General features: G+C 59.5%; 27 protein-coding genes and 1 riboswitch. Of the genes, 8 read left to right on the forward strand and 19 right to left on the reverse strand.

Translation table 11 applies throughout. From position 1 onward, the window contains the following. Positions 1–8: 8 nt before the first annotated feature. The 4 genes from ACR0J5_RS09645 to ychF form a co-directional block, all read right to left on the reverse strand. Positions 9–1,712: an NAD(P)H-dependent oxidoreductase subunit E gene (locus tag ACR0J5_RS09645; protein ID WP_480652712.1), complete on the reverse strand. Its 1,704-nt coding sequence runs from the start codon at positions 1,710–1,712 to the stop codon at positions 9–11. 88 nt (positions 1,713–1,800) lie between these two features. Next, positions 1,801–2,682 carry a LysR family transcriptional regulator gene (locus ACR0J5_RS09650; protein ID WP_480652714.1) on the reverse strand — a complete coding sequence of 294 codons (882 nt, stop codon included), beginning with the start codon at positions 2,680–2,682 and terminating at the stop codon, positions 1,801–1,803. A gap of 86 nt (positions 2,683–2,768) precedes the next feature. After that, on the reverse strand, positions 2,769–3,248 hold the full coding sequence (locus tag ACR0J5_RS09655; RefSeq protein ID WP_480652716.1) for a TspO/MBR family protein: 480 nt from the start codon (positions 3,246–3,248) through the stop codon (positions 2,769–2,771). A 129-nt stretch (positions 3,249–3,377) separates the two neighbouring features. After that, positions 3,378–4,475, reverse strand: a complete 1,098-nt coding sequence (gene ychF / locus ACR0J5_RS09660) for a redox-regulated ATPase YchF (protein WP_480652718.1) — start codon at positions 4,473–4,475, stop codon at positions 3,378–3,380. A gap of 194 nt (positions 4,476–4,669) precedes the next feature. Between ychF and ACR0J5_RS09665 the strand changes: the two genes are divergently transcribed. The 7 genes from ACR0J5_RS09665 to ACR0J5_RS09695 all read left to right on the forward strand — a co-directional run bounded on the left by ACR0J5_RS09665 (position 4,670) and on the right by ACR0J5_RS09695 (position 10,662). After that, the gene (locus ACR0J5_RS09665) at positions 4,670–5,155 is read left to right on the forward strand and encodes an acyloxyacyl hydrolase (RefSeq protein WP_480652720.1); all 486 of its coding nucleotides are present in this window, start codon (positions 4,670–4,672) and stop codon (positions 5,153–5,155) included. 78 nt (positions 5,156–5,233) lie between these two features. Continuing rightward, a complete protein-coding gene (trpA, locus tag ACR0J5_RS09670; protein WP_480652721.1) occupies positions 5,234–6,025 on the forward strand; it encodes a tryptophan synthase subunit alpha in 792 nt (263 codons plus the stop codon). A 137-nt stretch (positions 6,026–6,162) separates the two neighbouring features. Then, complete coding sequence (locus ACR0J5_RS09675) at positions 6,163–7,329, forward strand: alpha-hydroxy acid oxidase (RefSeq protein WP_480652723.1); 1,167 nt, start codon at positions 6,163–6,165, stop codon at positions 7,327–7,329. 247 nt (positions 7,330–7,576) lie between these two features. Beyond that, positions 7,577–8,230 (forward strand): 50S ribosomal protein L25/general stress protein Ctc, encoded by a 654-nt coding sequence (locus ACR0J5_RS09680; protein ID WP_480652725.1) that lies wholly within the window; start codon positions 7,577–7,579, stop codon positions 8,228–8,230. A 124-nt stretch (positions 8,231–8,354) separates the two neighbouring features. Continuing rightward, positions 8,355–9,035, forward strand: a complete 681-nt coding sequence (gene pth, locus ACR0J5_RS09685) for an aminoacyl-tRNA hydrolase (RefSeq protein ID WP_480652727.1) — start codon at positions 8,355–8,357, stop codon at positions 9,033–9,035. An 82-nt stretch (positions 9,036–9,117) separates the two neighbouring features. Next, positions 9,118–10,281, forward strand: a complete 1,164-nt coding sequence (locus ACR0J5_RS09690; RefSeq protein WP_480652729.1) for a serine hydrolase domain-containing protein — start codon at positions 9,118–9,120, stop codon at positions 10,279–10,281. Positions 10,282–10,290: 9 nt separating this feature from the next. Further along, entirely contained in the window at positions 10,291–10,662 is a 372-nt protein-coding gene (locus ACR0J5_RS09695) for a DUF2237 family protein (RefSeq protein WP_480652731.1), read from the forward strand. Positions 10,663–10,709: 47 nt separating this feature from the next. Here ACR0J5_RS09695 and hmuQ read toward each other — a convergent pair whose 3' ends face one another. The 7 genes from hmuQ to ACR0J5_RS09730 form a co-directional block, all read right to left on the reverse strand. Further along, positions 10,710–11,033 (reverse strand): heme-degrading protein HmuQ, encoded by a 324-nt coding sequence (gene hmuQ, locus ACR0J5_RS09700; protein WP_480652732.1) that lies wholly within the window; start codon positions 11,031–11,033, stop codon positions 10,710–10,712. 20 nt (positions 11,034–11,053) lie between these two features. Next, a complete protein-coding gene (gene trpB, locus ACR0J5_RS09705; RefSeq protein WP_480652734.1) occupies positions 11,054–12,301 on the reverse strand; it encodes a tryptophan synthase subunit beta in 1,248 nt (415 codons plus the stop codon). Between the two features lie 77 nt (positions 12,302–12,378). Continuing rightward, positions 12,379–13,020: a phosphoribosylanthranilate isomerase gene (locus ACR0J5_RS09710; RefSeq protein WP_480652736.1), complete on the reverse strand. Its 642-nt coding sequence runs from the start codon at positions 13,018–13,020 to the stop codon at positions 12,379–12,381. A 9-nt stretch (positions 13,021–13,029) separates the two neighbouring features. Next, entirely contained in the window at positions 13,030–13,380 is a 351-nt protein-coding gene (locus ACR0J5_RS09715) for a lipopolysaccharide assembly protein LapA domain-containing protein (RefSeq protein WP_480652906.1), read from the reverse strand. Positions 13,381–13,386: 6 nt separating this feature from the next. Continuing rightward, complete coding sequence (ihfB, locus tag ACR0J5_RS09720; protein WP_037310872.1) at positions 13,387–13,671, reverse strand: integration host factor subunit beta; 285 nt, start codon at positions 13,669–13,671, stop codon at positions 13,387–13,389. 270 nt (positions 13,672–13,941) lie between these two features. Next, positions 13,942–15,618 (reverse strand): 30S ribosomal protein S1, encoded by a 1,677-nt coding sequence (gene rpsA / locus ACR0J5_RS09725; protein ID WP_170377709.1) that lies wholly within the window; start codon positions 15,616–15,618, stop codon positions 13,942–13,944. 257 nt (positions 15,619–15,875) lie between these two features. After that, positions 15,876–16,400 carry a hypothetical protein gene (locus tag ACR0J5_RS09730; RefSeq protein WP_480652738.1) on the reverse strand — a complete coding sequence of 175 codons (525 nt, stop codon included), beginning with the start codon at positions 16,398–16,400 and terminating at the stop codon, positions 15,876–15,878. Between the two features lie 218 nt (positions 16,401–16,618). Between ACR0J5_RS09730 and ACR0J5_RS09735 the strand changes: the two genes are divergently transcribed. Further along, positions 16,619–17,098 carry a YHS domain-containing (seleno)protein gene (locus tag ACR0J5_RS09735; RefSeq protein WP_480652740.1) on the forward strand — a complete coding sequence of 160 codons (480 nt, stop codon included), beginning with the start codon at positions 16,619–16,621 and terminating at the stop codon, positions 17,096–17,098. Between the two features lie 27 nt (positions 17,099–17,125). On the opposite strand, the gene cmk is transcribed toward ACR0J5_RS09735, so the two are convergent. The 8 genes from cmk to ACR0J5_RS09775 all read right to left on the reverse strand — a co-directional run bounded on the left by cmk (position 17,126) and on the right by ACR0J5_RS09775 (position 25,237). Next, entirely contained in the window at positions 17,126–17,743 is a 618-nt protein-coding gene (gene cmk, locus ACR0J5_RS09740; RefSeq protein WP_480652742.1) for a (d)CMP kinase, read from the reverse strand. Beyond that, complete coding sequence (gene aroA, locus ACR0J5_RS09745; protein ID WP_480652744.1) at positions 17,740–19,086, reverse strand: 3-phosphoshikimate 1-carboxyvinyltransferase; 1,347 nt, start codon at positions 19,084–19,086, stop codon at positions 17,740–17,742. The genes cmk and aroA overlap by 4 nt, the downstream gene beginning before the upstream one ends. A gap of 69 nt (positions 19,087–19,155) precedes the next feature. Beyond that, positions 19,156–19,866 (reverse strand): tRNA (guanine(46)-N(7))-methyltransferase TrmB, encoded by a 711-nt coding sequence (gene trmB / locus ACR0J5_RS09750; protein WP_480652745.1) that lies wholly within the window; start codon positions 19,864–19,866, stop codon positions 19,156–19,158. Between the two features lie 127 nt (positions 19,867–19,993). Beyond that, the gene (gene metK / locus ACR0J5_RS09755) at positions 19,994–21,175 is read right to left on the reverse strand and encodes a methionine adenosyltransferase (protein ID WP_480652748.1); all 1,182 of its coding nucleotides are present in this window, start codon (positions 21,173–21,175) and stop codon (positions 19,994–19,996) included. A 5-nt stretch (positions 21,176–21,180) separates the two neighbouring features. Then, positions 21,181–21,228, reverse strand: a riboswitch (SAM-SAH riboswitch). 42 nt (positions 21,229–21,270) lie between these two features. Then, positions 21,271–22,767: an apolipoprotein N-acyltransferase gene (lnt, locus tag ACR0J5_RS09760; RefSeq protein WP_480652750.1), complete on the reverse strand. Its 1,497-nt coding sequence runs from the start codon at positions 22,765–22,767 to the stop codon at positions 21,271–21,273. Beyond that, positions 22,764–23,651 (reverse strand): transporter associated domain-containing protein, encoded by an 888-nt coding sequence (locus ACR0J5_RS09765; RefSeq protein ID WP_480652752.1) that lies wholly within the window; start codon positions 23,649–23,651, stop codon positions 22,764–22,766. The genes lnt and ACR0J5_RS09765 overlap by 4 nt, the downstream gene beginning before the upstream one ends. 35 nt (positions 23,652–23,686) lie before the next feature. After that, positions 23,687–24,181 (reverse strand): rRNA maturation RNase YbeY, encoded by a 495-nt coding sequence (gene ybeY / locus ACR0J5_RS09770; protein ID WP_480652754.1) that lies wholly within the window; start codon positions 24,179–24,181, stop codon positions 23,687–23,689. A gap of 33 nt (positions 24,182–24,214) precedes the next feature. Then, positions 24,215–25,237 (reverse strand): PhoH family protein, encoded by a 1,023-nt coding sequence (locus ACR0J5_RS09775; protein ID WP_170545099.1) that lies wholly within the window; start codon positions 25,235–25,237, stop codon positions 24,215–24,217. Positions 25,238–25,342: the final 105 nt, after the last annotated feature.

The raw sequence follows: 25,342 nt of genomic DNA on the forward strand, positions 1-25,342 counted from the left end.
GTCTCCCCTCAGATTTCGTCAGCGAAGTGTTTAATGACTAGGCGGATCGGATTCGGGGCCGCTTGCCCCAGGCCACAGATCGAGGCATCGCCCATGACCTGACACAGGTCTTCCAGCAGATCGGTGTCCCACTTGTCTGCCTGCATCAGTTTCACCGCCTTTTCGCAGCCAGCACGGCAGGGCGTACACTGGCCGCAGCTTTCATCTTCGAAAAACCGCAGCATGTTCAGCGCCGCATCGCGGGCGGTGTCCTGATCGGACAGAACCACCACAGCGGCCGAGCCGATGAAGGTGCCATGCGGTTGCAGCGTGTCGAAATCCAGCGGAATATCGTCCATCGACGCAGGCAACAGACCCGAGGACGGCCCACCCGGCTGATACGCCTTGAAGGTCTGCCCTTCGGCCATACCGCCAGCGGCATCAATCACGTCCAGAATGGTCGACCCAGCAGGCAGCAGGTAAACACCGGGCTGCGCCACGCGTCCGGAGACCGAATAGCTGCGCAGACCCTTGCGGCCGTTCTTTTCAGTGCTGTTGAGGCATTCCGGCCCTTCGCGGCAAATCTTCGACACCCAGTACAGCGTCTCGACATTGTGCACCAAGGTCGGGCGGTTAAAGACCCCAACCTGCGCCACGAACGGAGGACGGTGACGCGGCAGGCCCTTTTTGCCTTCGATCGATTCAATCATCGCGGATTCTTCGCCGCAGATATAGGCACCAGCCCCCCGGCGCAGATCGATATAGCCGGGCTCAACAATTCCGGCCTCTTCCAGCGCGGCAATCTCGCGGCGCAGGATTTCCAGAACCGCCGGATATTCGTCGCGCATATAGATGAAGCAGGTTTGTGCCTCGACCGCCCAGGCGGCGATCAACATGCCCTCAAGAAATACATGCGGCGTGCGTTCCAGATAATAGCGATCTTTGAACGTGCCGGGCTCGCCCTCATCACCATTCACGGCCAGATAACGGGTGCCTTCGTTCATGCGAACAAAGCCCCATTTCTTGCCCGACGGGAAGCCAGCGCCGCCCAGACCGCGCAGGCCCGAGGACAGAACGTCTTCCTGCACCTTCTCCCAATCGCCGCCTTCGCGCAGCTCTTTCAGCTTGGCGTAACCGCCGTTGGCCTCATAGGCGGCAAAGGCTTCGTAGTCCGGCACATGGGCATGGGTGTCATCGGCAGCAATTGCGGCCTGCACCTTTTCAGGGGTCGCGTGGTCGATATGGTTGTGCCCGATCTCCAAAACCGGAGCGGTATCGCAGCGGCCCATGCAGGGCGCGCGGAGGACACGCACCTGCGACCGATCAAGCCCGTCTTCCAGCGCCTTTTGCAGTTGCTGGGCACCGGCCATTTCACACGACAGCGAATCACACACACGGATGGTCAGCGCGGGCGGAGGCACCTCATCTTCTTTCACCACATCGAAATGGGCATAGAAGGTCGCCGTCTCATAAATCTCGGCCTGGCCAATCCGCATCTCGACCGCAAGTGCTGCGATGTGATCGGCGCTGATATGGCCGTATTCATCCTGAATCAAATGCAGAAATTCGATCAGCAGATCACGGCGACGCGGGCGGTCGCCCAGCAGACCAAGAATGTCGGCCTGTGCCTGATCTGTGAATTGACGGCCTTTTGGTGTGTGCCGTCCTTTGCCTTTACCTGACTTCCAAACGCCTTGTTTTGCGTCGGATGGCTTGGTGTCCAAGGGTGCCATGCTTTCCTCCGTATGAGAGTCGACTCTTTCTCATCAGAGTAGCATATCGTCAAATCGCATATCTCAATCGCACGATAAAGAAAACTTATCAGCGCAATGAGGCGACAACAGCGCGCAGCGCCTCGATTGTGGGCAGCTCCGGGTCGCGGGTCAAAGTGGCCAGACAAATGGGTTTGCTGACCACCGGATCGACCAAAGACAGCGCTTTGGTCCCCTTCAGATCGCCCAGCGCCCGCACCAAGACGCGCGGGACCACCGTGGCCGCCAACCCTTCGCGCGCCATCACCATCGAGGCGGTAAAGCCGCTGGTTTCCGCCACAACATCGGGATGCAGCCCTTGTTCCGCGAATATCCGGTCCAGAATACGGCGATTCTGCATCTGAGGCTCAAGCAGGCTGAGCGGGAAATCCGCGACGCGGGCCCATGGGATAGGGTCCGGGCTGTCGATCATATGCGCCGGGGCCAGCAGAACATAAGTCTCTTCGTACAGGGGCTGAACCTGACGCAAATCCCGGCCGATACTGTCACCATAGGTGATGCCCGCATCCAGACTGCCCTCATCCAGACGATGCTGGATCGCGCTGGCGGACATGGTTTCGATCCGGGTCACAATGCGCGGATGCGCGTCCCGCAGCCGTTTGATCAGGCGTCCGGTAAAGGCAATGGCTGTGGGAATCACACCCAGCATCAGCGTGCCTGTGATCTCGCCCTTGGCCGCCAGAACCTGCTGTTCCAGCGCTTTGGTGTCATCCAGGATACGCCGCGCCCGCTGGACGATCATCTCGCCTTCTTCGGTCAGACCTTGAAAGCGGTTGGCCCGGCGCACGATTGAAACGCCCAGCCGATCCTCAAGGTTCCGGATGCGCATCGAAAAGGCCGGCTGCGAAATCCCGCATTCCTCGGCCGCCTTGGCAAAATGTCTGTGCCGCGCAAGCGCGCTGAGCAGTTGAAGGTCGCGGATTTCGATCACGTCTTACAGTTCCCGGTGCATGTCCGGCCCAAACCCTAGCCGCATAACCTTTGCGTAAAAAGAGGTGCTGTGGCTCCGCACGACAATCAGTTGAGGACCGCAATCGCAAAATTGAGCGCTGTGGCAAAAGCGACCCAAGCCAAATAAGGTATGAACGCAAGCGCCGCCCCCCGATCCCTGTGCCAAAGTCCGAGTATCAATCCCGTTATCACGGCGAAAAGCGACACGATAATAGCGAAAGCAAGCCACGGCAGATGCAGGACAAAAAACGCCGGAGACCAAAGGAAATTCAACCCCATCTGCGCCCACCAAAGCTTCATCAGCAAGCTTCCCCGATCCCACGTGAATAACCGCCATCCAACCATGGCGATCAGGAGGTACAGAACGGTCCAGACCGGTCCGAAAACCCAGTTCGGAGGATTGAAAACAGGCTTGGCAAGACCCGCATACCAAGCGCCCGGCGCTGTTACTGTGCCGATCAGAATGCCGCCGCCCATGACCAGCAAAAGAAACCCAAGCCGCGTGGACCACGAAATAGGAGGTGTGAGCCCGGGGGCGTCTGACATACTTAAAGTCTCCAACAGGTTCTGCAGCAACCGCAAAGAACAGCGGCCCGGCATAAGACATATATGCCAAACCGCATCTGTCCAGACTATGTAGAACCAGTATTGCGAACCGTCAGAGCACGGTTGGTGTCAGGTATTGAACAAGAAGTGCATCACATCGCCGTCCTTGACGATGTAGCCTTTGCCCTCGGCCCGCATCTTGCCCGCCTCTTTCGCGCCCTGCTCGCCATTGGCGGCGATATAGTCGTCATAGGCGATGGTCTCGGCGCGGATGAAGCCCTTTTCGAAATCACCGTGGATCACGCCAGCGGCCTGCGGCGCGGCGGTGCCGGTGCGGATGGTCCAGGCACGGGCCTCTTTCGGGCCGACGGTGAAATAGGTTTCCAGCTTGAGCAGGTCGTAACCGGCGCGGATCAGACGGTCGAGGCCGGGTTCTTCCAGACCCATTTCGGTCAGGAACATCTCGGCCTCGTCGTCTTCCAACAGACTGATCTCTTCTTCGATCTTGGCGCTGATAATGACGTGGGAATTGCCCTGCGCCGCGGCCATTTCGGCGACCTTGGCCGAGTATTCATTGCCCTCGGCGGCTTCTTCTTCGGACACGTTGCAGACGTAAAGCACCGGCTTGGTGGTCAGCAACTGCAGCATCTTCCACGCCTTGGCGTCCTCGTCCGAGACCTCAACCAAGCGCGCGGGTTTGCCGTTTTCCAGCATCTCTTGCGCGGTGGCCAGCAGACGGTCCTGCTGCTGCGCCTCTTTGTCATTGCCCTTGAGCTTGCGCACCAGATTGGCGCGGCGCTTTTCGATGCTTTCCAGATCGGCCAGCATCAGCTCGGTCTCGATCGTGTCGGCATCGGCCACCGGGTCCACGCGGCCATCCACATGGGTCACGTCACCGTCTTCGAAACAGCGCAACACATGGGCAATCGCGTCCGTCTCACGGATATTGGCAAGGAACTGGTTCCCCAGACCTTCGCCTTTCGAGGCCCCCTTCACCAGACCGGCAATATCCACAAAGGTCATACGCGTGGGAATGATCTGCTTGGATGACGCAATCGCGGCCAGTTTGTCCAGCCGGTCGTCAGGTACGGCCACGTCGCCCACATTGGGTTCAATGGTGCAGAACGGGAAATTCGCCGCCTGCGCGGCAGCGGTTTTGGTCAGCGCATTGAACAGGGTCGATTTCCCCACATTCGGCAGACCCACGATTCCCATTTTAAAGCCCATCATGGCCTCCTGAAACGATATGACGGCGTCTTCTAGGCAGGTTGGGTGAAATGCGCAACCCGAGCGTCACAAACCGCCTGAGTCGGTTTTGCAACATAACCATTCTGTGACCGAATTTGCACTTGCGTGAGTTGTGCCACCCCACCCATCGTACCCAAGTATCAGAAAGATCGCGACAACGAGAAGACCCAGAAATGAAATCCCTTTTCCTGACCACCGCCCTTTTGCTTGGCGCCTCAGTTGCACAAGCGCAATCCGTCGTTTTTGGCGCGGGTTATGCAGATTTCTCGAATAGCAATGGTGAGGATCAGGCGATCTTTTCACTGGAATACCAGCACAGCCCCTTTCATCAGGCCAGCCGCTTTAGCGCCGGCTGGGGCACAGCCCTGACTGTGGATACGGATGGAGACACCCATATTGGGGCGGGTCTTATCGGGGTCTATGCGTTCTCGGATCGTTGGTTTGCCGAACTCAGCGTGATGCCCGGCTATTACAACGCCTCGAATGATGACAACGATCTGGGCGGCAATTTTCAGATTCGCAGCCTTTTGGGCGTAGGGTACACTCTGGACAGCGGCAACAAGGTCTCGCTGGCGGTCACCCACCTGTCGAACGCCAGCACCGAAAGCTTCAATCCCGGTGCCAATGCCCTGTTCCTGCGCTATCATCTGGGGTTCTAGGCCAATCTGACCGGTCGGGATTGATTTCCGGCCAAAGGTACTGCACATCAGGTCCAAAGCCGATTGCAAGGATAGCTGATGACACGTATCGACGCCAAGTTCGCCGCCCTGAAGGCCGACGGGAAAAAAGCCTTTGTCGCCTATATCATGGCGGGCGACCCAGATTTCGACACTTCGCTTGAGATTGTAAAGGGTCTGCCTGCTGCCGGTGTTGACGTGATCGAACTGGGCCTGCCCTTTACAGATCCGATGGCGGATGGCCCAACCATTCAGGCCGCAGGGCAACGCGCACTGGACGGCGGCATGACCTTGCAGCGCACACTCGATCTGGCCCGCGCGTTTCGTGAGACCGACGACACCACCCCGATTGTACTGATGGGCTATTACAACCCGATCTACAGCCGTGGCGTCGATACCTTTCTGGCCGACGCCAAAGCTGCCGGGATCGACGGGTTGATTGTTGTCGATCTGCCGCCGGAAGAAGATGACGAACTGTGCTTGCCTGCTCAGGCCGCCGGTCTGAACTTTATCCGCCTTGCGACACCTACAACGGATGACAAACGCCTGCCCCGCGTGCTGCAGAACACGTCGGGCTTTGTCTATTATGTCTCGATCACCGGTATCACAGGTGCCGCCGAAGCGCAGGCCACAAATGTCGGCCCCGAAGTGGCCCGGATCAAATCCGCCACAGACCTGCCCGTGATCGTCGGGTTCGGCATCAACACGCCCGAAAAATCCAGGGCAATAGCAAGCGTCGCGGACGGAGCTGTTGTCGGATCTGCGATTGTCAGCCAGATCGCGGCGGGCAAACCAGTGCCCGAGGTTCTGGACTTTGTAAAATCTCTTTCAGACGGTGCGCATTCCGCCTAATCCCTCGGTATCCGAGTGTTTTTCGAACCGCAGCACGGCATAGGCCTGCTGCGGTTTTTTTTGGTCACTGGACGTGGGCCCCTGTCATGTTAGAAATTGGCGTGAAAAACTGACCAAAAATACAAAGGCGTCAAAACATGGCTGTTATCACGACAATCGAAGACCTCCGCCGCATTTACGAACGCCGCGTGCCCCGGATGTTTTACGATTATGCCGAAAGTGGCAGCTGGACCGAGCAGACCTTCCGCGATAACAGCTCGGATTTTTCAGACATCCGCCTACGCCAACGGGTTGCGGTGGACATGGCCGGGCGTTCAACAGCATCGCAAATGATCGGTCAGGATGTCTCGATGCCTGTGGCGCTGGCCCCAGTGGGTCTGACCGGCATGCAGCACGCGGATGGTGAGATGAAGGCCGCCAAAGCCGCTGAAGAGTTCGGCGTGCCCTTTACGCTGTCCACCATGTCCATCAACTCGATCGAGGATGTGGCCGAGCACACGTCCAAGCCCTTCTGGTTCCAGCTTTATACCATGAAGGACACCGATTACGTCAGCCGCCTGATCCAGCGCGCCAAGGATGCAAAATGTTCGGCTTTGGTCATTACACTGGACCTGCAAATCCTTGGGCAACGGCACAAAGACCTGAAAAACGGCCTGTCTGCACCACCAAAACTGACCCCAAAAACCATCGCAAACCTGATGACCAAATGGGCCTGGGGGATCGAGATGCTGGGCGCGCATCGGCGCGAATTCGGCAATATCGTCGGCCATGTGGATGGCATCTCGGACGCCTCGTCACTGGGGGCCTGGACAGCGGAACAGTTCGACCCCAGTCTGGATTGGGCCAAGGTTGAAAAGCTGATGGAGCAATGGGGCGGCAAGGTCATCCTCAAAGGTATTCTGGATGCCGAAGATGCGAAAATGGCCGCCAAGCTTGGGGCCGACGCAATCGTCGTTTCGAACCACGGAGGGCGGCAACTGGACGGCGCGCTCAGCTCAATCCGGATGTTGCCGGAAATCATGGACGCGGTGGGGGGCGATATCGAGGTCCATCTCGACAGCGGCATCCGGTCCGGTCAGGACGTTCTGAAAGCTTTGGCGCTGGGCGCAAAAGGTACCTATATCGGCCGCGCCTTTGTCTATGGTCTGGGCGCCATGGGGCAAAAGGGCGTCACCACCGCGCTTGACGTCATCCAGAAAGAACTGGACACGACAATGGCCCTGTGTGGTGAGCGCGACGTGAACGGCCTTGGCCGGCACAACCTGCTGGTCCCCGAAGATTTCGGAGGCCGCTGGCAGAAGTAGCGCCGCAAAATGGGGGCTCTGCCCCCGCCGCCCGTTCCGGGCGACTCCCCCGGGATATTTTCGGCCAGATGAAGCATGGGATCCTTCATTCATCTGGCCCCAAATATCCCGGAGCGCGAGGCAGAGCCTCGCAAAAAAGCTTGGCTCTAAAAAGCCCTTTCCAAATCCGGTGAATCAAGCTAAGGACGCGGCTTCACGCGGGCATACAGCCTTGGAGGATGCCCGCCCTAACATTTGGAGATTTATCATGGCTGGTGAGATTCCTGATCTCGTAGCTCTGGAACGGACGGGGACAGGCAAGGGCGCCGCTCGTCAAGCACGCCGCGACGGCATGGTTCCGGGCATTGTTTTTGGTGGCGACAAAGATCCGCTGCCGATCAATATTCCGTTCAACGTCCTGTTCAAGCGCCTGAAAGCGGGCCGGTTCAAGTCGACCCTGTGGAACCTGAAGGTTGAAGGCCACGAAGACGTTCGCGTCATCTGCCGCGACGTTCAGCGTGACGTTGTCAAAGACCTGCCGACCCACCTGGATCTGATGCGCCTGCGCCGGACCACCAAGATCGCGCTGTTCATCCCTGTTGAGTTCATCAACGAAGAAGAAGCGCCCGGCATCAAGAAGGGCGGCGTTCTGACTGTTGTCCGTCCCGAGGTTGAACTGGTCTGCACCGCCGGTGACATTCCTGAGAAGATCACCATCGATCTGACCGGCATGGAGATCAACGACGTTGCCACCATTTCGTCGGTTGATCTGCCCGAAGGCACCAAGCCGACCATCGACCGTGACTTCGTAATCGCGAACGTGTCGGCGCCGACTGGCCTGTCGACCAGCGACGATGAAGAAGGCGAAGAAGTGGCCGCAGACGAGGTTGAAGTCGTCGGCCAGGAAGAAGCCGAAGAATAAACCCGGACACAGCGTCTGGTGTTTGAAACGGGGCCTTTTCGGGCCCCGTTTTCTTTTGCCGCCTACGCTGGAAACCGGGCGCGTTCCGTGGCATCAACCTGCTGCAGCATACAAGGACGAGACCATGAAACTGTTTGTCGGATTGGGGAACCCGGGATCAAAATACGCCCGCAACCGGCACAATATTGGCTTTATGGCTGTGGACCGCATTGCCGAGGATCACGGGTTCAGCCCCTGGAAATCAAAGTTTCAGGCCGAAATCGCCGAGGGGCGTCTGGGCGGCGAAAAGGTCCTGCTGATCAAGCCGCAAACCTTCATGAACCGCTCGGGCCAGGCCGTGGGCGAGGCGATGCGGTTCTACAAGCTGGACTCGACCGATGTGACCGTTTTTCATGACGAGCTCGACCTTGCCCCCGGCAAGGTGCGCGTCAAGGCGGGTGGCGGGCATGCAGGGCATAACGGGCTGCGGTCGATCCATGAGCATATCAGCCCCGCCTATGACCGGGTACGTTTGGGGATCGGTCATCCGGGGCGAAAAGAGATGGTTTCGCCCTATGTCTTGGGCGATTTTGCCAAGGCCGATGCTGATTGGCTGGACGATGTGCTGCGCGGTGTCTCGGATGGCGCTGGCCATCTGGCCGACGGCGACGGCGGCAAGTTCATGAACGCGGTCGCCCTGCGCACCGCCCCACCCCGGTCTTCCAAAACACAGGCCGAGGCCAAAAAAACAGCCCCTAAATCAGAGCCGGAACCCGAAGTTGACGACAGGTCGGCCATGCAAAAGCTTCTGGATAGGTTCAAATAGGGCCTTTGCCATTGCCGTAACGTCCTGATTGCGGAATGACGCCGGGCGCGGTCCAATGCGTTACGCATATGGGAGGGTACATATGAGAACGCTGTTGAAATGGGTGCTGCGCATCACCTTGATGCTGGTTCTGGCCGCGATCGTTGTCGGCGTCTGGAAACGCGAAGAAATTCAGCGCCTTATGGCTGTGAACTCTTTGTTCTCTGAGGACAAGATCGTCTACAACTTCTCTCATATGGATGACGCGTTTCTGACGGTCGACCTGCCGCGCGGGAACGGCCCGACCTGGGAATTGCCTTATGGCGCGGGGTTCGATCTGCCCGAAGGGACCGACGAATGGATTGAAGACCGGGCCGTGACCTCTCTGTTGGTGATGCAGGACGGCCAGATCCGGTTTGAAGAGTATTATCTGGGCACCACGCCCGAGGATCGCCGGATCTCGTGGTCGGTTGCCAAAAGCTATCTCTCGGCCCTGTTCGGCATCCTGATGGCCGAAGGGGCAATCGGGTCGCTGGACGATCCGGTGGTGCAATATGCACCGATGCTGGCGGGCACGGCCTATGATGGGGCCTCGATCCGCAACGTGTTGAACATGGCCAGCGGCGTCACGTTTGACGAGGATTATCTGGACCCCAAATCCGACATCAACCGCATGGGCCGCGTTGTGGCATTGGGTGGGGAATTGGACGACTTCGCCGCCTCATTGCAGGACACGTTCGTGGAACCGGGCGCGCAATGGCAATACGTATCCATCGACACACATGTTGTCGGTATGGTGATCCGGGGCGCCACCGGGCGCAGTGTCAGCGAGTTGCTGACCGAAAAGATCATCCAGCCCTTGGGATTGGAGCGGGATGGGTATTACGTCGCCGATGGGGCCGGAGTAGCCTTTGTTCTGGGCGGCCTGAACTTCACCACCCGCGACTTTGCCCGCTTTGGGCAGATGATCCTGCAAAACGGCGAACACAATGGCCAACAACTGGTCCCCGCCGACTGGATCGCCGAATCCGTGCAACCCAGCGCACCGACCGAGCCAGGAGAGATCGGGTATGGCTATCAATGGTGGATCCCCGTGGGCGCGCATGAGGGCGAGTTTCTGGCGCGTGGCGTCTATGGGCAATATATCTACTTCGATCAGCCGCGCGGTGTTCTGATCGTCTCAACCGGAGCAGACCGCAAGTTTCGCGACCCCGGTGTCAACGAGGCCAACATAGAAATGTTTCGCAGCATCGCCCAAAGCCTGTAAGGTCATCACATGCAAAAACTGGACAGCGTAAACGTTTTGGGCGGCGTGCTTGCCGCCTGTTCGACCGACCCTTTGACTGGGTTCTTTCGCGATGGGGCCTGCAATACCTGCGCCGAAGATCAGGGCAGCCACACGGTCTGCGCGGTCATGACGGCCGAGTTTCTGGCCTATTCCAAATATGTCGGAAACGACCTGAGCACACCACGCCCCGAGTTCGACTTTCCCGGGTTAAAGCCCGGCGACAGTTGGTGCCTGTGTGCCGGGCGTTTCCTGCAGGCCCATGACGAAGGCTGCGCGCCGCAGGTCAATCTTGAGGCGACACACCAAAGCGCCCTGCAAATCGTGCCGTTCGAGATACTGCAACAACACGCTGCACAATGATCGCCGTCGTATGAAGAAGCCCCGACGCGGGTCGGGGCTGTGTGTGTTTACCGGCTTTCGTGCAGGACCGTTTCGAACCCTTCGAACTGAGGGGGGCCCATCAATGCAGACTGCGTTCCCTTGTTGCCCGCATTCTTGTGGGCATCGCGGAATTGCTGCGATTTCGTCCAGGCGCGGAAATCATCCTCGCTATTCCAGATGACGTGGCTGGAATACAGGCGATAGCCTTCGCCCTCGGGGCCTTTCAGCAGGCGGAATTCCTGAAACCCGTCCAGCTCTTTCAGACGGCTTTCGCGCTCTTTCCACATGGCCTCAAACTCGGCGGCAGCCTCAGGGCGGACCTTAAAGCGGTTCATGGCGATATAGCTCATGGGTTTCCCTCCTGCGGTGGTCAGTCTGCCGAGCGGCCTTCGGTGTCGGACATGTCAAAGTTCAGATACTTGGCCACGGTCTGTACGTCCTTGTCCCCGCGTCCGCACATGTTCATGCAGATCAGGTGATCGGCGGGCAGATCGGGCGCGATCTTCATGACATGGGCCAGCGCGTGGCTGGGTTCCAACGCAGGAATGATGCCTTCGGTCGCGCAGCACAGCTGGAACGCCTCTAGCGCCTCTTTATCAGTGATCGAGACATATTTCGCGCGGCCAATATCGTGCAGCCACGAATGTTCGGGGCCAATGCCGGGGTAATCCAGACCGGCCGAGATCGAATAGCCTTCGAGGATCTGTCCGTCATCATCCTGCAGCAGATAGGTGCGGTTGCCATGCAGCACACCGGGCCGACCACCGGTCAGCGAGGCGCAATGCTCCATCTTCTCGTTCACGCCCTTACCGCCAGCTTCAACGCCGATGATATTGACGTCCTTGTCGTCAAGGAACGGGTAGAACAGGCCCATCGCGTTCGATCCACCGCCGATGGCGGCGATGATCGTATCGGGCAGACGGCCTTCGGCCTTCATCATCTGCTCTTTGGCTTCCTTGCCGATGATCGACTGGAAATCCCGCACCATCGCCGGATAGGGGTGCGGACCAGCCACGGTGCCGATGCAGTAGAACGTGTCGCGCACATTGGTCACCCAGTCGCGCAACGCGTCGTTCATCGCGTCTTTCAGTGTGCCGCGGCCAGACGTCACCGGGATCACCTCGGCCCCCAGCAGGCGCATGCGGAACACGTTCGGGGCCTGACGCTGCACGTCATGGGCGCCCATATAGACGATGCATTTCAGCCCGAACTTGGCGCAGACGGTGGCGGTGGCCACACCGTGCTGCCCTGCCCCGGTTTCGGCGATGATCCGGGTCTTGCCCATACGCCGCGCCAGGATGATCTGACCCAGCACGTTATTGATCTTATGCGCGCCGGTATGGTTCAACTCATCGCGTTTGAGGTAAATCTTGGCCCCGCCCAGATGCTGGGTCAGACGTTCCGCGTAATACAGCGGCGAGGGGCGACCCACATAGTTCGCCCACAGGTCGTCCATCTCGGCCCAGAAGGTGGGGTCGTCCTTGGCCTTCTCATATTCCTCCTCCAGCGACAGGATCAGGGGCATCAGCGTTTCGCTGACAAACCGCCCGCCGAAGATGCCGAAACGGCCCTGCTCATCGGGGCCGGACATGAAGGAATTGAAAAGATCGTTGGCCATGGGTGTCTCCGTCATCTTACCCGTTGTTCATAGGAGGTAGCATCGGGATTTGCCATGGCAAAACGTAACTGCCAGGCCTAGCGCGTGGCGTCGACAAAGACCCGAACCAGACCGGCATCCTTGACGCCCGGCGCGCTCTCTACCCCCGAGGACACATCCACCTGCCGTGCCCCTGTCATGCGCATCGCCTCGGCCACATTGTCCGGAGTCAGGCCCCCGGCCAGCATCCATGGACGCCGCCAGTATTTGCGCCCGGCCAGCAACCGCCAGTCAAAGGCCAGCCCGTTACCACCCGGCAATTCCGCATTGCATGGCGGTTTCGCGTCGATCAGTAGTTGATCTGCAACCTCGGAATAAAGGTCAATCGCCGCAAGATCATCGGCATCCGCCACACCGATCGCTTTCATCACCGGCAGACCGAACCGCGCGCGGACCTCGGCCACACGTTCGGGACTTTCCTTGCCATGCAACTGCAACATGTCCAGCGGCACATCTGCGACAAGCCGGTCCAGTTCCTCATCCGAGGCATTCACCGTCAGCGCCACCTTGGCAACCCCGGCAGGCACCAAATGGGCCAGCGCGGCGGCGGCATCGACATCAAGATGCCGGGGTGATTTGGGGAAAAAGACAAACCCGACATAACGCGCGCCCGCCTCAGCCGCGGCGCGCACGTGATCAGGGGCGGTCAGACCGCAGATTTTGACAGCAGTATCGGTCATGAACGCGCCTTAGCTGGCTTCGTCCAGCAGGGCCAGAACGTCGTCTTTGCCCTCGTTCTGCTTTTTCTTGAGCTTTTTGACCTCACGCTCAAGCTTGCGCACTTCGCTGGTTTTCGAGGTGGCATCCCGACGGTGCTTGTGTTCGCGCAGCCATTCCCACAGGAAGCCGATGATCAGGCCCGCCACAACCCCGCCCAGCACCACCACGAAAAGCGGCAGCGAGGTTCCAAGGTTGAAACCCACAAGCTCGGCAAAGGGGTCCGGCATGAGTGTCAGTTCAACCGTCTCGCGGTTGGCCAGCGAAACCGAGATCAGAACGATCCCCAGAATCGCCAGAAAAGCATATCGGATATAGCGCATCATGCCTTAGGCTTTACCGTTCAATCGGTCCCTAAGCAACTTGCCAGTTTTGAAAAACGGAACACATTTTTCTTCGACCTGCACGGTCTCGCCAGTACGGGGGTTTCGACCGACGCGCGCATCGCGTTGTTTGACAGAAAATGCTCCGAAACCGCGCAGTTCAACCCGGTCGCCGCGCGCCATGGCATCCGTCACCTCTTCGAAGACGGTATTCACGATCCGTTCGACATCACGTTGGTACAAATGCGGGTTCTCGTCGGCGATTTTCTGAATCAATTCTGAACGGATCATATGCGCTACCCTCCCAGGCGACCGATTAATCATCTCTACTATTTTGAACAGTATAGAAAAAAACTTGGTTCGGGGGAACGTTGACTCTGTCCCTTCGGCCTTGAATTTGCCTCAAACTCACGCGATTTCTTGCCTCTTCGCGCGAATTCATCGCCTCATGCACGTGCGACAGGCGAATAAAGCCCAGAAATCGGAACATATTGATTCGCAACAAAAACGGCCCCGCACCGGGGTGCGAGGCCGAAATTGGTGTTCGGGATGCGCCCGGGCTTAGTCGCCCGACTTCAGCGCAGCACCCAGAATGTCGCCCAGCGATGCGCCCGAGTCCGACGAACCGTACTGTTCCACGGCCTCTTTCTCTTCGGCGATCTCGCGTGCCTTGATCGACAGGCCCAGACGGCGGGTCTTGCTGTCGACGTTGGTGACGCGGACGTCGACCTTGTCGCCAGTGTTGAAACGCTCAGGACGCTGCTCGGCACGGTCACGCGACAGGTCCGAACGACGGATGAAGGATTTCATGCCTTCATACTCGACCTCGATGCCGCCATCTTCGATCGCGGTGACCTCAACGGTGATGACCGAGCCACGCTTCACGCCGCCCACGGCTTCGGCGAACTTGTCACCGCCCAGGGCTTTGATCGACAGCGAGATGCGCTCTTTTTCCACGTCCACTTCCGAGACAACGGCCGAAACCATGTCGCCTTTGCGGTAGTTCTGGATCGCATCCTCGCCACGCTCGTCCCAGGACAGGTCCGACAGGTGAACCATGCCGTCGATGTCGCCTTCGAGGCCAATGAACAGACCGAATTCGGTGATGTTCTTGACTTCGCCTTCGACCTCGGTGCCCTCGGGGTGTGTTTCTGCAAACACTTCCCACGGGTTGCGCTGAGTCTGCTTCAGGCCCAGAGACACGCGACGCTTGGCGCCGTCGATTTCCAGAACCATGACGTCGACTTCCTGGCTGGTCGAAACGATCTTGCCGGGGTGAACGTTTTTCTTGGTCCAGGACATCTCGGACACGTGCACCAGACCTTCGACACCGGCCTCCAGCTCGACGAACGCGCCGTAGTCGGTGATGTTGGTGACGCGACCCTGATGAACCGAGCCCAGCGGGTATTTCGCAGCAACCAGATCCCACGGATCTTCCTGCAGCTGCTTCATGCCCAGGCTGATGCGGTGGGTCTCTTTGTTGATCTTGATGACCTGAACCTTGATGGTTTCGCCGATCGTCAGGATCTCGGACGGGTGGTTCACACGGCGCCATGCCATGTCGGTGACGTGCAGCAGGCCGTCAACGCCGCCCAGGTCAACGAATGCACCGTATTCGGTGATGTTTTTGACAACACCCTCGACGGTCTGACCTTCGGACAGGTTGCCGATAACTTCGGCACGCTGTTCGGCACGCGATTCTTCCAGGATGGCGCGGCGCGATACAACGATGTTGCCACGGCGGCGGTCCATTTTCAGAATCTGGAACGGCTGCTTCAGACCCATAAGCGGACCAGCGTCGCGCACGGGGCGAACGTCAACCTGCGAGCCGGGCAGGAACGCAACTGCGCCACCCAGATCGACGGTGAAGCCACCTTTGACGCGACCAAAGATAGCACCTTCGACGCGCTGGTCGTCGGCATATGCTTTTTCCAGACGGTCCCATGCCTCTTCACGGCGGGCCATCTCGCGCGAGATGACAGCTTCGCCACGGGCGTTTTCTGCGGCGCGCAGGTATACTTCGACCTCGTCGCCAACAGCGATTTCAGGGGCTTCGCCGGGATTTGCGAATTCTTTCAGATCAACGCGGCCTTCCATTTTGTAGCCGACGTCGATGATGGCCTGGCCGGCTTCGATCGCCAGAACCTTACCTTTGACAACAGAACCCTCTTCGGGCGTGTCCATTTCGAAGCTTTCATTCAGGAGGGCTTCGAATTCCTCCATGGATGCGTTAGCCATGTGGCGTCATTTTCCTTTACAGTACGTTTTTGCTGGCCGAGCGGTTGTCTCCGCCGGTCTTAATGGATTGGTCAGGCGAACTGACATATGCCACAAAACAAAGAGGGCCGGTTGCTTCCGACCCTGCTCGTCTCATTGTTTTATGGCTCAAATCGCCTTGTCGACGCGCGCTCTATAGCGGGTTCGCACTTGGGCTGCAAGTCAAACCGGACATGCCCCGAATTCGCGGGACAGCGGTCGCGGTCCAAAAACCGAGATCAGATTTCCTCGCCTTTTTTCAGCAAGTCCTCGATCAGTTCCTGTTGCAGGTTGTTGCTGTCACCGCCGCCAAACTGATGCGCGCCACCGGAATAGAGCGATCCATACGTCTTGGCCGTATTCACCGTTTGTGCCAGACCCGAGATCAGCTGGTCCTTTCGCAAAGGTGACAGGGGGTGAATATAGGCTGCCCACAATGTCCCGTTGGCAATCGCATAGCGCGCATCCAGCGTGCTGTCGAAATTGGCCTGCATCATGCGCTGCATATCCTCGGCGGTCAGCCCATCGGCGCTGCGGATCGGCACCATCACGCGCATCCGGTCCGCATTGGTGTCCGTGACGACCAGAACCGGCACATCCGAGACCGTCAGCTGGAACCCCGGCCCGCTGGGTTCAGCCTCGGGGTCCAGCGCGAACAGTATCTTTCCCAGACGCTCATAGTCCATCGGCGGCTCGACCTCGGGGGCGTCCTGAGCCGCCAGGCTTCCGGCCATGAAAATCAGCATTAGGGCTAGTCGGATCATCACTTCTCTCCTGCAGGCAATGGGTTCAGCATAGGAGCGCGGCGGATAACTGGCCAAACAAAGCTTGGTGAGGAGTATTTCCTGAAGCTCCGGTGTTTTGAACGATCTGCAAGGCTTGCTGGTCTTGCTGCGATAGCCCGTTCAAAACACGTCCCCTAACTATGTTTCAGCGATTGGCCGCCCGGCTGATCCAACGCTGAACAGGAAAGGAAATCCTCATGAAGTCTCTGGTTCTGACAACCCTCATCGCCACCCTGCCCCTGATCGCCGCCCCGGCCTTTGCCGCAGATGAAATCAACGTATCGAACGGCATCTCGGCTGCCGGCGCACCGCTGGCCGCGCATGGTGTCGATCTTGTTGCGCTGGTGAACGACGGCAACCCGGTCGATGGCTTTGCAACGCACTCCGCGACCTATGACGGCGCGTCCTACTATTTCACTTCCGCCGAAAATCTGGCGGCATTCGAGGCCAACCCGGCCGCGTACCTGCCCCAGCATGGGGGTTTCTGTTCGTTCGGCGTGTCGGTCGGCAAGAAATTCGACGGCGACCCGGATCAGTATCTGGTTGCAGACGGCAAACTGTATCTGTTCCTGAACGCCGAAACCCGCGCCGCGTTTTTGAAAGACGTACCCGGCACGGCAAAAACCGCTGATGGCCAATGGTCGAAGATCAAAAGCGTCGCCGTCGGCGAGCTGTAATTCGTCCCCAAGCGAAGGCTCGCGGCGTTACGGCGTCGCGGGCTTTTTTTGTTCGATCAACGCGATAGCCTGCGCCAAAGCGTCCGCAATGCTCAGGTCCGAGGTGTCCAGTTGCACCGCATCTTCGGCCGGTTTCATCGGGGCCGTGCTGCGTTCCGCATCCCGCGCATCGCGTTCGCGCACATCGGCCAGAACCTGATCACGCGTCACGTCCGAACCCTTGGCGCTGAGTTCAAGAAACCTGCGTTCGGCCCGAACCTCGGCGCTGGCGGTGACGAACAGCTTCACCTCGGCCTCGGGGCAGATCACGGTGCCAATATCGCGCCCGTCCAGAACCGCACCCCCAACCCGCCGCGCAAAGGCGCGCTGGAAATCAACCAAGGCGGCACGCACCTCAGGGATAACCGCCACTTTTGAGGCCGCCTGCGCAATCTCTGCGGTACGCAAATCGCCCTGCTCCAGTTCCTCAGCCGTCAAAGCCTGCGCCGCTGCGATGGGATCCAGCCCCTCCAGCGTGCGCCGCCCGACGGCACGGTAAAGCAGCCCGGTATCCAGATGCGCAAAGCCAAAATGCGCCGCGACACCTTTCGAGATCGTCCCTTTCCCCGCCGCTGCTGGCCCGTCTATGGCAACCGTAAAGCTCACGTGCGTTCCACCTTGGCACCCAGTGATGCCATCAGCGGCTCAAAGATTGGGAACGAGGTCGCAATCGGGCCGCCATCATCCACCGAGACCGGCGTTTTCGCACCCATGCCCATCACCATGAAGGACATGGCGATGCGATGATCCAGAAAGCTCTCACAAGTGCCCCCGCCGGGGACATTGCCGATGCCCAGCCCCTCGACCGACCACCATTCTTCGCCCTCATCCACGGTCACGCCATTGGCGCGCAGACCACGTGCCATGGCGTCGATCCGGTCGCTTTCCTTGACGCGCAGCTCTTTCACGCCGCCCATCATCGTGGTGCCGGTCGCGTTGGCCGCAACCACGGACAGAACCGGGTATTCGTCGATCATCGAGGCCGCGCGCTCGGGCGGCACGTTGATGCCCTTCATGTTGGGCGAGTATTTCGCGCGCAGGTCAGCAACGGGTTCGCCGCCCTCTTCACGCTCATTCTCATAAGTCAGGTCCGCGCCCATCTCGCGCAGCGTGGTAAACAGGCCCGCGCGGGTCGGGTTCAGGCCGATCCCCGGCACCAGCACGTCCGAGTCGGGCGTGATCAGCGCCGCGCAAACCGGGAACGCCGCACTTGAAGGGTCACGCGGCACGGCAATGACCTGCGGTTTCAGCTCAGGGCGCCCGGTTAGAGTGATCACCCGCCCCTCATCGGTATCCTCAACGGTGATCTCTGCGCCGAACCCGGCCAGCATCCGTTCCGAGTGGTCGCGGGTGGCCTCTTTTTCAACCACGACCGTTTTGCCCGGCGCGTTCAGACCCGCCAGCAGGACGGCAGATTTCACCTGCGCCGAGGGAACGGGAACCTCATAGCGCACCGGCACAGGCTCAGCCGCCCCAACGATAGTCATCGGCAGACGCCCGCCCGAGCGCCCAACGGCCTGCGCGCCAAACAGGGCCAGCGGATCCGTCACCCGCGCCATGGGGCGCTTGTTCAGGCTCGCATCGCCGGTAAACGTGGCCGAGATCGGACAGGTCGCCATCGCGCCCATGATCAGCCGCACACCTGTGCCCGAATTGCCGCAATCGATCACCTGATCCGGCTCGGCAAAGCCGCCGACGCCAACGCCATGCACCGTCCATTCGCCGCCACCGTGGTCCGTGACCTCGGCCCCGAAGGCACGCATGGCTTTGGCGGTGTCCAGAACATCCTCGCCCTCAAGCAGGCCGGAAATCTTCGTCTCACCCACCGCCATTGCGCCCAGGATCAGCGACCGGTGCGAGATCGACTTGTCGCCGGGCACCTCTGCCGTTCCGGTCAGCGGACCGCAGGGATGCGAGGTCATCGGGATGGGCGTGCCGTGTCCGGACATGGGGGCTCCTGTTTTCGCTATCAGTGCCTTAGCCGATTAGCGAATTGGGGCCAGATGGTCCAGCGGCAATCAGTCCTTGCGGCGGAAGGTCAGGTAATGCGGCGTGCGCCCTTCGCGCAGGGCCTTTTGTTCGTAACGGGTGGAAATCCAGTCCTCCCACGGTTCACGCCAGTCGGCGGGACGTTCGGCAAGCCATTCGAACCCGGCGCGCGGCACTTCTTCCAACGTCTGGCGGACATAATCGGGAATGTCCGTCGCAACGCGAAAGATCGCGCCCGGCTTCAGCGCCCGCGCCAGCGGTTCCAGATGCTCGGGCGTTACGAAGCGGCGGCGATGGTGCCGCGTTTTGGGCCATGGGTCGGGGTAGAGCAGAAAGGCGCGCGAAATACTGGCCTCGGGCAAGACATCAAACAGATCGCGCGCGTCACCGGGATGAACCGCCAGATTTTCGACACCCGCCTGCCGGATCTTGCCCAACAGCATGGCGACGCCGTTGATGTAAGGCTCGGCCCCGATGATGCCGATGTCGGGATTGCTTGCGGCCTGATGCACCAGATGCTCACCACCGCCAAAGCCGACCTCAAGCCAGACGTCCCGCCCACCAAACAGCTTCTGCAGATCCAGCGGCTTGCGTTCGGGATTGCTGTCCCAATCGACCGCGCCGGGGGACAGCGCATCGAGGTCTTCGCTCAGATACGTCTTTTGGCTGGGCTTCAGGGTCTTGCCCTTGAAGCGGCCATAAAAGTTTCTGCGGGGGCGTTGGGGTGTCTGGGTGCTCATGTCGGTGCCCTCTACTGCGGGCTTGACCTTGTGGCAAGGGGTGGAAGTGGGGGCCAGCCCCCATGCCCCCGCCGTACTTTCAACAAGAAGAAGAGCGCGCCCGTGAGGGCGCACCTTTTGATTACGATCAGACTGCGGCCTTGAGTGCGTCCGCCAGATCGGTGCGTTCCCAGCTGAAACCGCCATCGGCTTCGGGGTCGCGGCCGAAATGGCCATAGGCAGCCGTGCGCTGGTAGATCGGCTTGTTCAGCTGCAGATGCTCGCGGATGCCGCGCGGGGTCAGGTCCATCACCTGGCCGACGGCTTTTTCGATCACCGCATCGGCAATCTGACCAGTTCCATGCGTATCCGCGTAGATCGACAGAGGTTTGGACACACCAATCGCATAGCTCAGCTGGATGGTGCAGCGTTCTGCCATACCGGCGGCAACTACGTTCTTGGCCAGGTAGCGCGCGGCATATGCGGCCGAGCGGTCCACCTTGGTCGGATCTTTACCCGAGAACGCACCGCCTCCATGCGGCGCAGCGCCACCATAGGTGTCCACGATGATCTTGCGGCCGGTAAGGCCCGCATCGCCATCCGGGCCACCGATCACGAACTTGCCGGTGGGGTTCACGTGCCATTCGGTCTCGGCCGACAGCCAGCCTTCGGGCAGGGTTTCGCGGATATAGGGCTCAACAATAGCGCGGATGTCATCCGAACTGAGTGCCTCATCCAAATGCTGCGTCGACAGCACGATCGAGCTGACGCCAACGGGCTTGCCATCGCGATAGACAACGGACAGCTGCGATTTGGCATCCGGGCCCAGCGCAGGCTCGGTACCGTTTTTGCGGACTTCGGCCAGACGGCGCAAAATCGCATGCGAATACTGGATCGGTGCGGGCATCAGCGCGGGCGTCTCTGTCGTGGCGTAACCGAACATGATGCCCTGGTCGCCTGCGCCTTCGTCCTTGTCACCGGCCGCATCCACGCCTTGTGCGATATGCGCGGATTGCTCGTGCAGCAGGTTCGTCACCTCGACGGTTTCGTGGTGGAACTTGTCCTGCTCGTAACCGATGTCTTTCACACAGGCGCGCGCGATCTCTTCGATGCGGCCCATGTAATCGTGCAGTTTTTCCTGATCAGACAGACCTACTTCTCCACCGATGACAACGCGGTTCGTCGTTGCAAAGGTTTCGCACGCCACGCGCGCTTCGGGTTCTTCATTCAGAAATGCGTCAAGTACGGCGTCGGAAATGCGGTCGCAAACCTTATCCGGGTGCCCTTCGGAAACGGACTCCGAAGTAAAAGTGTAGTTCTGTCGGGACATGAATGTGCTCCATTAGATTTCCCCATCACGCCAGGAAGCCGTTGTGACGGGCATGCGAGGGGATACGCCCCAAGCTCAAAAGGGTCAATCGGTATTTATGCCGCCGCCCGCCGGGCGTTGCGCCAAAGCAGCGCCACAACGGCAATGAGCAGGGCGAAAATTGGCCAATCCCCAATCCGGGCGTAGATCGTGGGTTCGAATGGCACAGGCAGCGGGGCATCCACGTACCCGGCCTGCCCGAGCGCCAGCGCCTCCGTCACCTGCCCCAAGGGATCAATCATGGCCGAGACGCCGGTATTGGCAGAGCGCATCATCGGCAAACCTTGTTCGATTGCACGCATCCGGGCCTGTGCCAGATGCTGAAACGGTCCGGATCGCGTCCCAAACCATGCATCATTGGTCACCTGAAGCAGAAAATCGGCACGTCCCGGCGCAGACAGCACATCCTGAGTGAACACCGCTTCATAACAGATCAGAGGCAAGGCCCGGCCCAGCTTGCCCGCCTCCATCAGCGCGGCGCCCGGGCCCGAGCTGAAACCATGCCCGGCCGTGGCCGCCATCCCGTGAATGCCAAACCGCGCCATCAGGTTGCCAAAGGGCACATATTCCCCGAACGGGGCCAGATGGTGTTTGTCATACAGGCCAGCTTGCTGCCCCTGTTCATCCAGGTAGATCAGCGAGTTGTAGATGCGCGGCCCGTCTCCCCTCTGGATACCCAGAAACACCGGCGTACCCTGGGCTGCATCGACAACCGCATCCAAATAAAGTCCTGCACTTCCCAGCCAGGCCGGGATCGAGGTTTCGGGCCATACGATCAGATCAGGTCTTGGGTCCGCGGCGGTAAACTCGATCTGTCGCGCAAAGAAAAGCGGGGCATAGTCCGGGTCCCATTTCTGATGCTGGGGCGCGTTGGGCTGGATCAGGCGCACGATGTGATCGGTTTCGGTGACGACCGGGCGCGTTGACGCGTGGCCCAGCGCCAACCCAACGCACCCAAGGGTCAGGACCAAGGGCAACGCGAATCCACGGCGCTGGCTCAATGCTGCACCTAGCGGCAGTGTCATCAGCAAGGTCAGCGTCCCCAGGCCATAAGGCCCAAACAGCGACAAAAGCTGCATTGCCGAAGTGTCGACCCAAACCTGTGCCAGACCCGCCCACGGAAAGCCCGTCAGCACGTAACCGCGGGCACATTCCAACAGGGATATGCTGACGGACAGGAAAACAGCTTGCGCGACGGCAGACCGTCCCGGCCGGCGCGCAAGCCAAAAGGCCAGCGCCCAGAACAAGGCCAGCCCGCCTGCCATGAAAATCAGGGCAAACGGTGCCATCCATGCGTGCCGTTGCGCATCGACAAAGAACGGCTCAACAATCCAGCTGAGGCCATGGGTAAAATACCCGGTGGCAAAGGCCCACCCGATCCATGCGGCGCGGCCACGTGTCTCGGTGGACAGAAACAACGGCGCCAGCAGCACCAGCCCGATCAGCGTTGCCGCCCAAATGCCAAAGGGCGCAAGGCCAAATGCGGCTATCCCACCCAAAAGGGCCGACAGAAGGAGCCTTACCCAAAACGACCAGCCCTTCACAGGGTTCATACAGCCAGATCCGGTAGCATGACGCGCAAACGCTTGATCCGGCGGGGATCGGCGTCGATCACTTCGAATTCAGGGCCTTCGGGATGTAGAACAACCTCGCCCCGCGCAGGCACACGGCCCGACAGCATGAAAACGAGGCCGCCGAGCGTGTCGATCTCCTCTTCATCCACATCCTCGTGACTGGTCAGCGAGCGTCCGATCTCGGCCTCAAAATCCTCAAGGGGCACGCGGGCCTGAACGATGTAGCAGCCCGGCTTTTCCTCTAGCCACAGCTGGTCTTCATCGGCGTCATGCTCATCCGCGATTTCACCGACAACCTGCTCAATCAGGTCCTCGATGGTCAGCAGACCATCAACGCCACCGTATTCGTCGATCACCAGCGCCATATGGCGACGCTCGGTCTGCATCTTGGTCAGCAGCACGCCGATCGGCATCGAAGGCGGAACGAACAGCAACGTGCGCAGCATCGACACCAGATCAAACTTGGCCCCGCCCCCATTAAACCCGTGAGTCAGAGCAAAGTCCTTGAGGTGCACAAACCCCAAAGGCGTATCCAGCGTTCCATCATAGACCGGAATGCGGGACAGACCGCTGTCGCGAAAAACCTGGGCCAGTTCATCTTTGGTGATGGTTGACGGGACCGATATGATCTCGGCCGTCGGGATGGCGACATCTTCCACCCGCATACGGCGCAAGTTGATCATGCCGCGCGGCTGCGCCTTATCGGCGTCATGGCCATTGACCACTTGCTCCTCATCTTCACCCTGAGGAGAAAACGCATCCACTATTCGAGAAAAAAATCCGCTTTTCTCTCTGACCTCTTCACCGCTGTTCTCCGGTTGCGCGCTCTGCGCCGCCATAGAACTGCCGTCTGTATCGCCCATATTCCCGTTCCAAATAATCGGCCTGAATGGCCTGTCTACACATTATATGGGTCATCAATACCCAGTTTGCCAAGTATATCGACCTCAACCGCTTCCATCAAATTGGCATCAGCATCACGAATGTGATCGTATCCCAACAGATGTAATGTTCCGTGAACGATCAAATGCGTGACGTGATCATCCATCGCCTTGCCTGCCTCGGTCGATTCACGCGCGCAGGTGTCATAGGCGATTGCGATATCGCCCAGCGGAATCTCTCCGGTGAAATCCGGCTCGGGCAGTAGTGGGGCCTCGCCCGGCCGATCCGCGGCCAAATTTTCGGCGGGCCAGCTCAGCACATTGGTGGGCGTCGGCTTTTCCCGAAACTCGGCATTCAATTCCGCAATGCGGGCGTCGTCACAGGCCAGCAGGCTGATCTCGCACAGATCCGCATCCAGATCGCAATGGGCTAGCACTGCCGCAACCGCCCGCGTGGCAAGGGGTTCCAGCCCCTGCCAGCGCGCATCTTCGATTGTTACTTCAAGATTCATGCGATCCCGTCCCAAGCCTGCAGCCCGGAACGATTACCCCGTCTCACGGCCTGAATCGGCCTCATACGCTTCGATAATGGCGGCGACAAGCGGGTGGCGCACCACGTCTTTCGATGTGAAATAGTTGAAGCTGATATTCGGGATCGTTTTCAACAGCCGCTCCGCGTCTTGCAGCCCCGACTGAACCCCGCGCGGCAGGTCAACCTGCGACCGGTCGCCGGTGATCACCATGCGGCTGCCTTCGCCCAGACGGGTCAGGAACATCTTCATCTGCATGGTGGTGGCATTCTGCGCCTCATCCAGCACGACAAACGCATTGGCCAGCGTCCGACCGCGCATGAAGGCCAGAGGCGCGATTTCGATTCGTTTCTCCTCGATCAGCTTGGCAAGCTGCTTGCCGGGCAGGAAGTCATTCAGCGCGTCATAGAGCGGCTGCATGTAAGGATCGACCTTGTCCTTCATGTCACCGGGCAGATAGCCCAGCTTTTCGCCCGCTTCGACCGCCGGTCGGCTTAGGATGATGCGATCCACATGGCCGCCGATGAACATCGACACACCAACCGCAACGGCCAGATAGGTCTTGCCCGTCCCTGCGGGACCGATTCCAAAGGCCAGCTCGTTGTTGAACAGCGATTGCACATAGGCTTTTTGCGCATCTGTGCGAGGCTCAACCAGTTTTTTGCGGGTCTTGATCTCAACGGTGCCGCCCTTGAACATCTCAAGCTGGTCGCCATCACGGCTGCCGGTCCCGGTTTCCGATCCACCCATACGTAGTTCGCGATCCACATCGGCCGCCTCGACGTCGCGCCCGCCTTCCAGCCGGGTATAGAGGGCCTGCAGCACCTCAATCGCCTGTTTCTGCGAATCTTCATCGCCCATGACAACCAGCTGGTTGCCACGGCGCACGATCTGCACAGACAGTTTTTGTTCGATCTCGGTGAGGTTGCGGTCATATTCGCCGCACAAATCAATCAGCAACCGGTTGTCAGGGAATTCAACAAATGCCTCACGCTGGGGCATGTCATCTTGCGGTGGGGTCAGGGCACCGATGGCCAATCCGTTCTCCTGTCTTGGCGTTTCACCCTGAGCGTAGACAACAACTCTTGGTGGGCGCAAGCCACAGAATCAAATTTTCCGAAACGGATGACAAAATCGCCGAGC

Source organism: Ruegeria sp. BE1 (assembly GCF_056538885.1).

What these genes read in the sequence shown, in the direction of transcription:
- ACR0J5_RS09645 (WP_480652712.1), bottom strand. Translation starts at nt 1,712, where the DNA reads ATGGCACCCTTGGACACCAAGCCATCCGACGCAAAACAAGGCGTTTGG.
- ACR0J5_RS09655 (WP_480652716.1), bottom strand. Translation starts at nt 3,248, where the DNA reads ATGTCAGACGCCCCCGGGCTCACACCTCCTATTTCGTGGTCCACGCGG.
- ychF (WP_480652718.1), bottom strand. Translation starts at nt 4,475, where the DNA reads ATGGGCTTTAAAATGGGAATCGTGGGTCTGCCGAATGTGGGGAAATCG.
- ACR0J5_RS09665 (WP_480652720.1), top strand. Translation starts at nt 4,670, where the DNA reads ATGAAATCCCTTTTCCTGACCACCGCCCTTTTGCTTGGCGCCTCAGTT.
- trpA (WP_480652721.1), top strand. Translation starts at nt 5,234, where the DNA reads ATGACACGTATCGACGCCAAGTTCGCCGCCCTGAAGGCCGACGGGAAA.
- ACR0J5_RS09675 (WP_480652723.1), top strand. Translation starts at nt 6,163, where the DNA reads ATGGCTGTTATCACGACAATCGAAGACCTCCGCCGCATTTACGAACGC.
- ACR0J5_RS09680 (WP_480652725.1), top strand. Translation starts at nt 7,577, where the DNA reads ATGGCTGGTGAGATTCCTGATCTCGTAGCTCTGGAACGGACGGGGACA.
- pth (WP_480652727.1), top strand. Translation starts at nt 8,355, where the DNA reads ATGAAACTGTTTGTCGGATTGGGGAACCCGGGATCAAAATACGCCCGC.
- ACR0J5_RS09690 (WP_480652729.1), top strand. Translation starts at nt 9,118, where the DNA reads ATGAGAACGCTGTTGAAATGGGTGCTGCGCATCACCTTGATGCTGGTT.
- ACR0J5_RS09695 (WP_480652731.1), top strand. Translation starts at nt 10,291, where the DNA reads ATGCAAAAACTGGACAGCGTAAACGTTTTGGGCGGCGTGCTTGCCGCC.
- hmuQ (WP_480652732.1), bottom strand. Translation starts at nt 11,033, where the DNA reads ATGAGCTATATCGCCATGAACCGCTTTAAGGTCCGCCCTGAGGCTGCC.
- trpB (WP_480652734.1), bottom strand. Translation starts at nt 12,301, where the DNA reads ATGGCCAACGATCTTTTCAATTCCTTCATGTCCGGCCCCGATGAGCAG.
- ACR0J5_RS09710 (WP_480652736.1), bottom strand. Translation starts at nt 13,020, where the DNA reads ATGACCGATACTGCTGTCAAAATCTGCGGTCTGACCGCCCCTGATCAC.
- ACR0J5_RS09715 (WP_480652906.1), bottom strand. Translation starts at nt 13,380, where the DNA reads ATGCGCTATATCCGATATGCTTTTCTGGCGATTCTGGGGATCGTTCTG.
- ihfB (WP_037310872.1), bottom strand. Translation starts at nt 13,671, where the DNA reads ATGATCCGTTCAGAATTGATTCAGAAAATCGCCGACGAGAACCCGCAT.
- rpsA (WP_170377709.1), bottom strand. Translation starts at nt 15,618, where the DNA reads ATGGCTAACGCATCCATGGAGGAATTCGAAGCCCTCCTGAATGAAAGC.
- ACR0J5_RS09730 (WP_480652738.1), bottom strand. Translation starts at nt 16,400, where the DNA reads ATGATCCGACTAGCCCTAATGCTGATTTTCATGGCCGGAAGCCTGGCG.
- ACR0J5_RS09735 (WP_480652740.1), top strand. Translation starts at nt 16,619, where the DNA reads ATGAAGTCTCTGGTTCTGACAACCCTCATCGCCACCCTGCCCCTGATC.
- aroA (WP_480652744.1), bottom strand. Translation starts at nt 19,086, where the DNA reads ATGTCCGGACACGGCACGCCCATCCCGATGACCTCGCATCCCTGCGGT.
- trmB (WP_480652745.1), bottom strand. Translation starts at nt 19,866, where the DNA reads ATGAGCACCCAGACACCCCAACGCCCCCGCAGAAACTTTTATGGCCGC.
- metK (WP_480652748.1), bottom strand. Translation starts at nt 21,175, where the DNA reads ATGTCCCGACAGAACTACACTTTTACTTCGGAGTCCGTTTCCGAAGGG.
- lnt (WP_480652750.1), bottom strand. Translation starts at nt 22,767, where the DNA reads ATGAACCCTGTGAAGGGCTGGTCGTTTTGGGTAAGGCTCCTTCTGTCG.
- ACR0J5_RS09765 (WP_480652752.1), bottom strand. Translation starts at nt 23,651, where the DNA reads ATGGGCGATACAGACGGCAGTTCTATGGCGGCGCAGAGCGCGCAACCG.
- ybeY (WP_480652754.1), bottom strand. Translation starts at nt 24,181, where the DNA reads ATGAATCTTGAAGTAACAATCGAAGATGCGCGCTGGCAGGGGCTGGAA.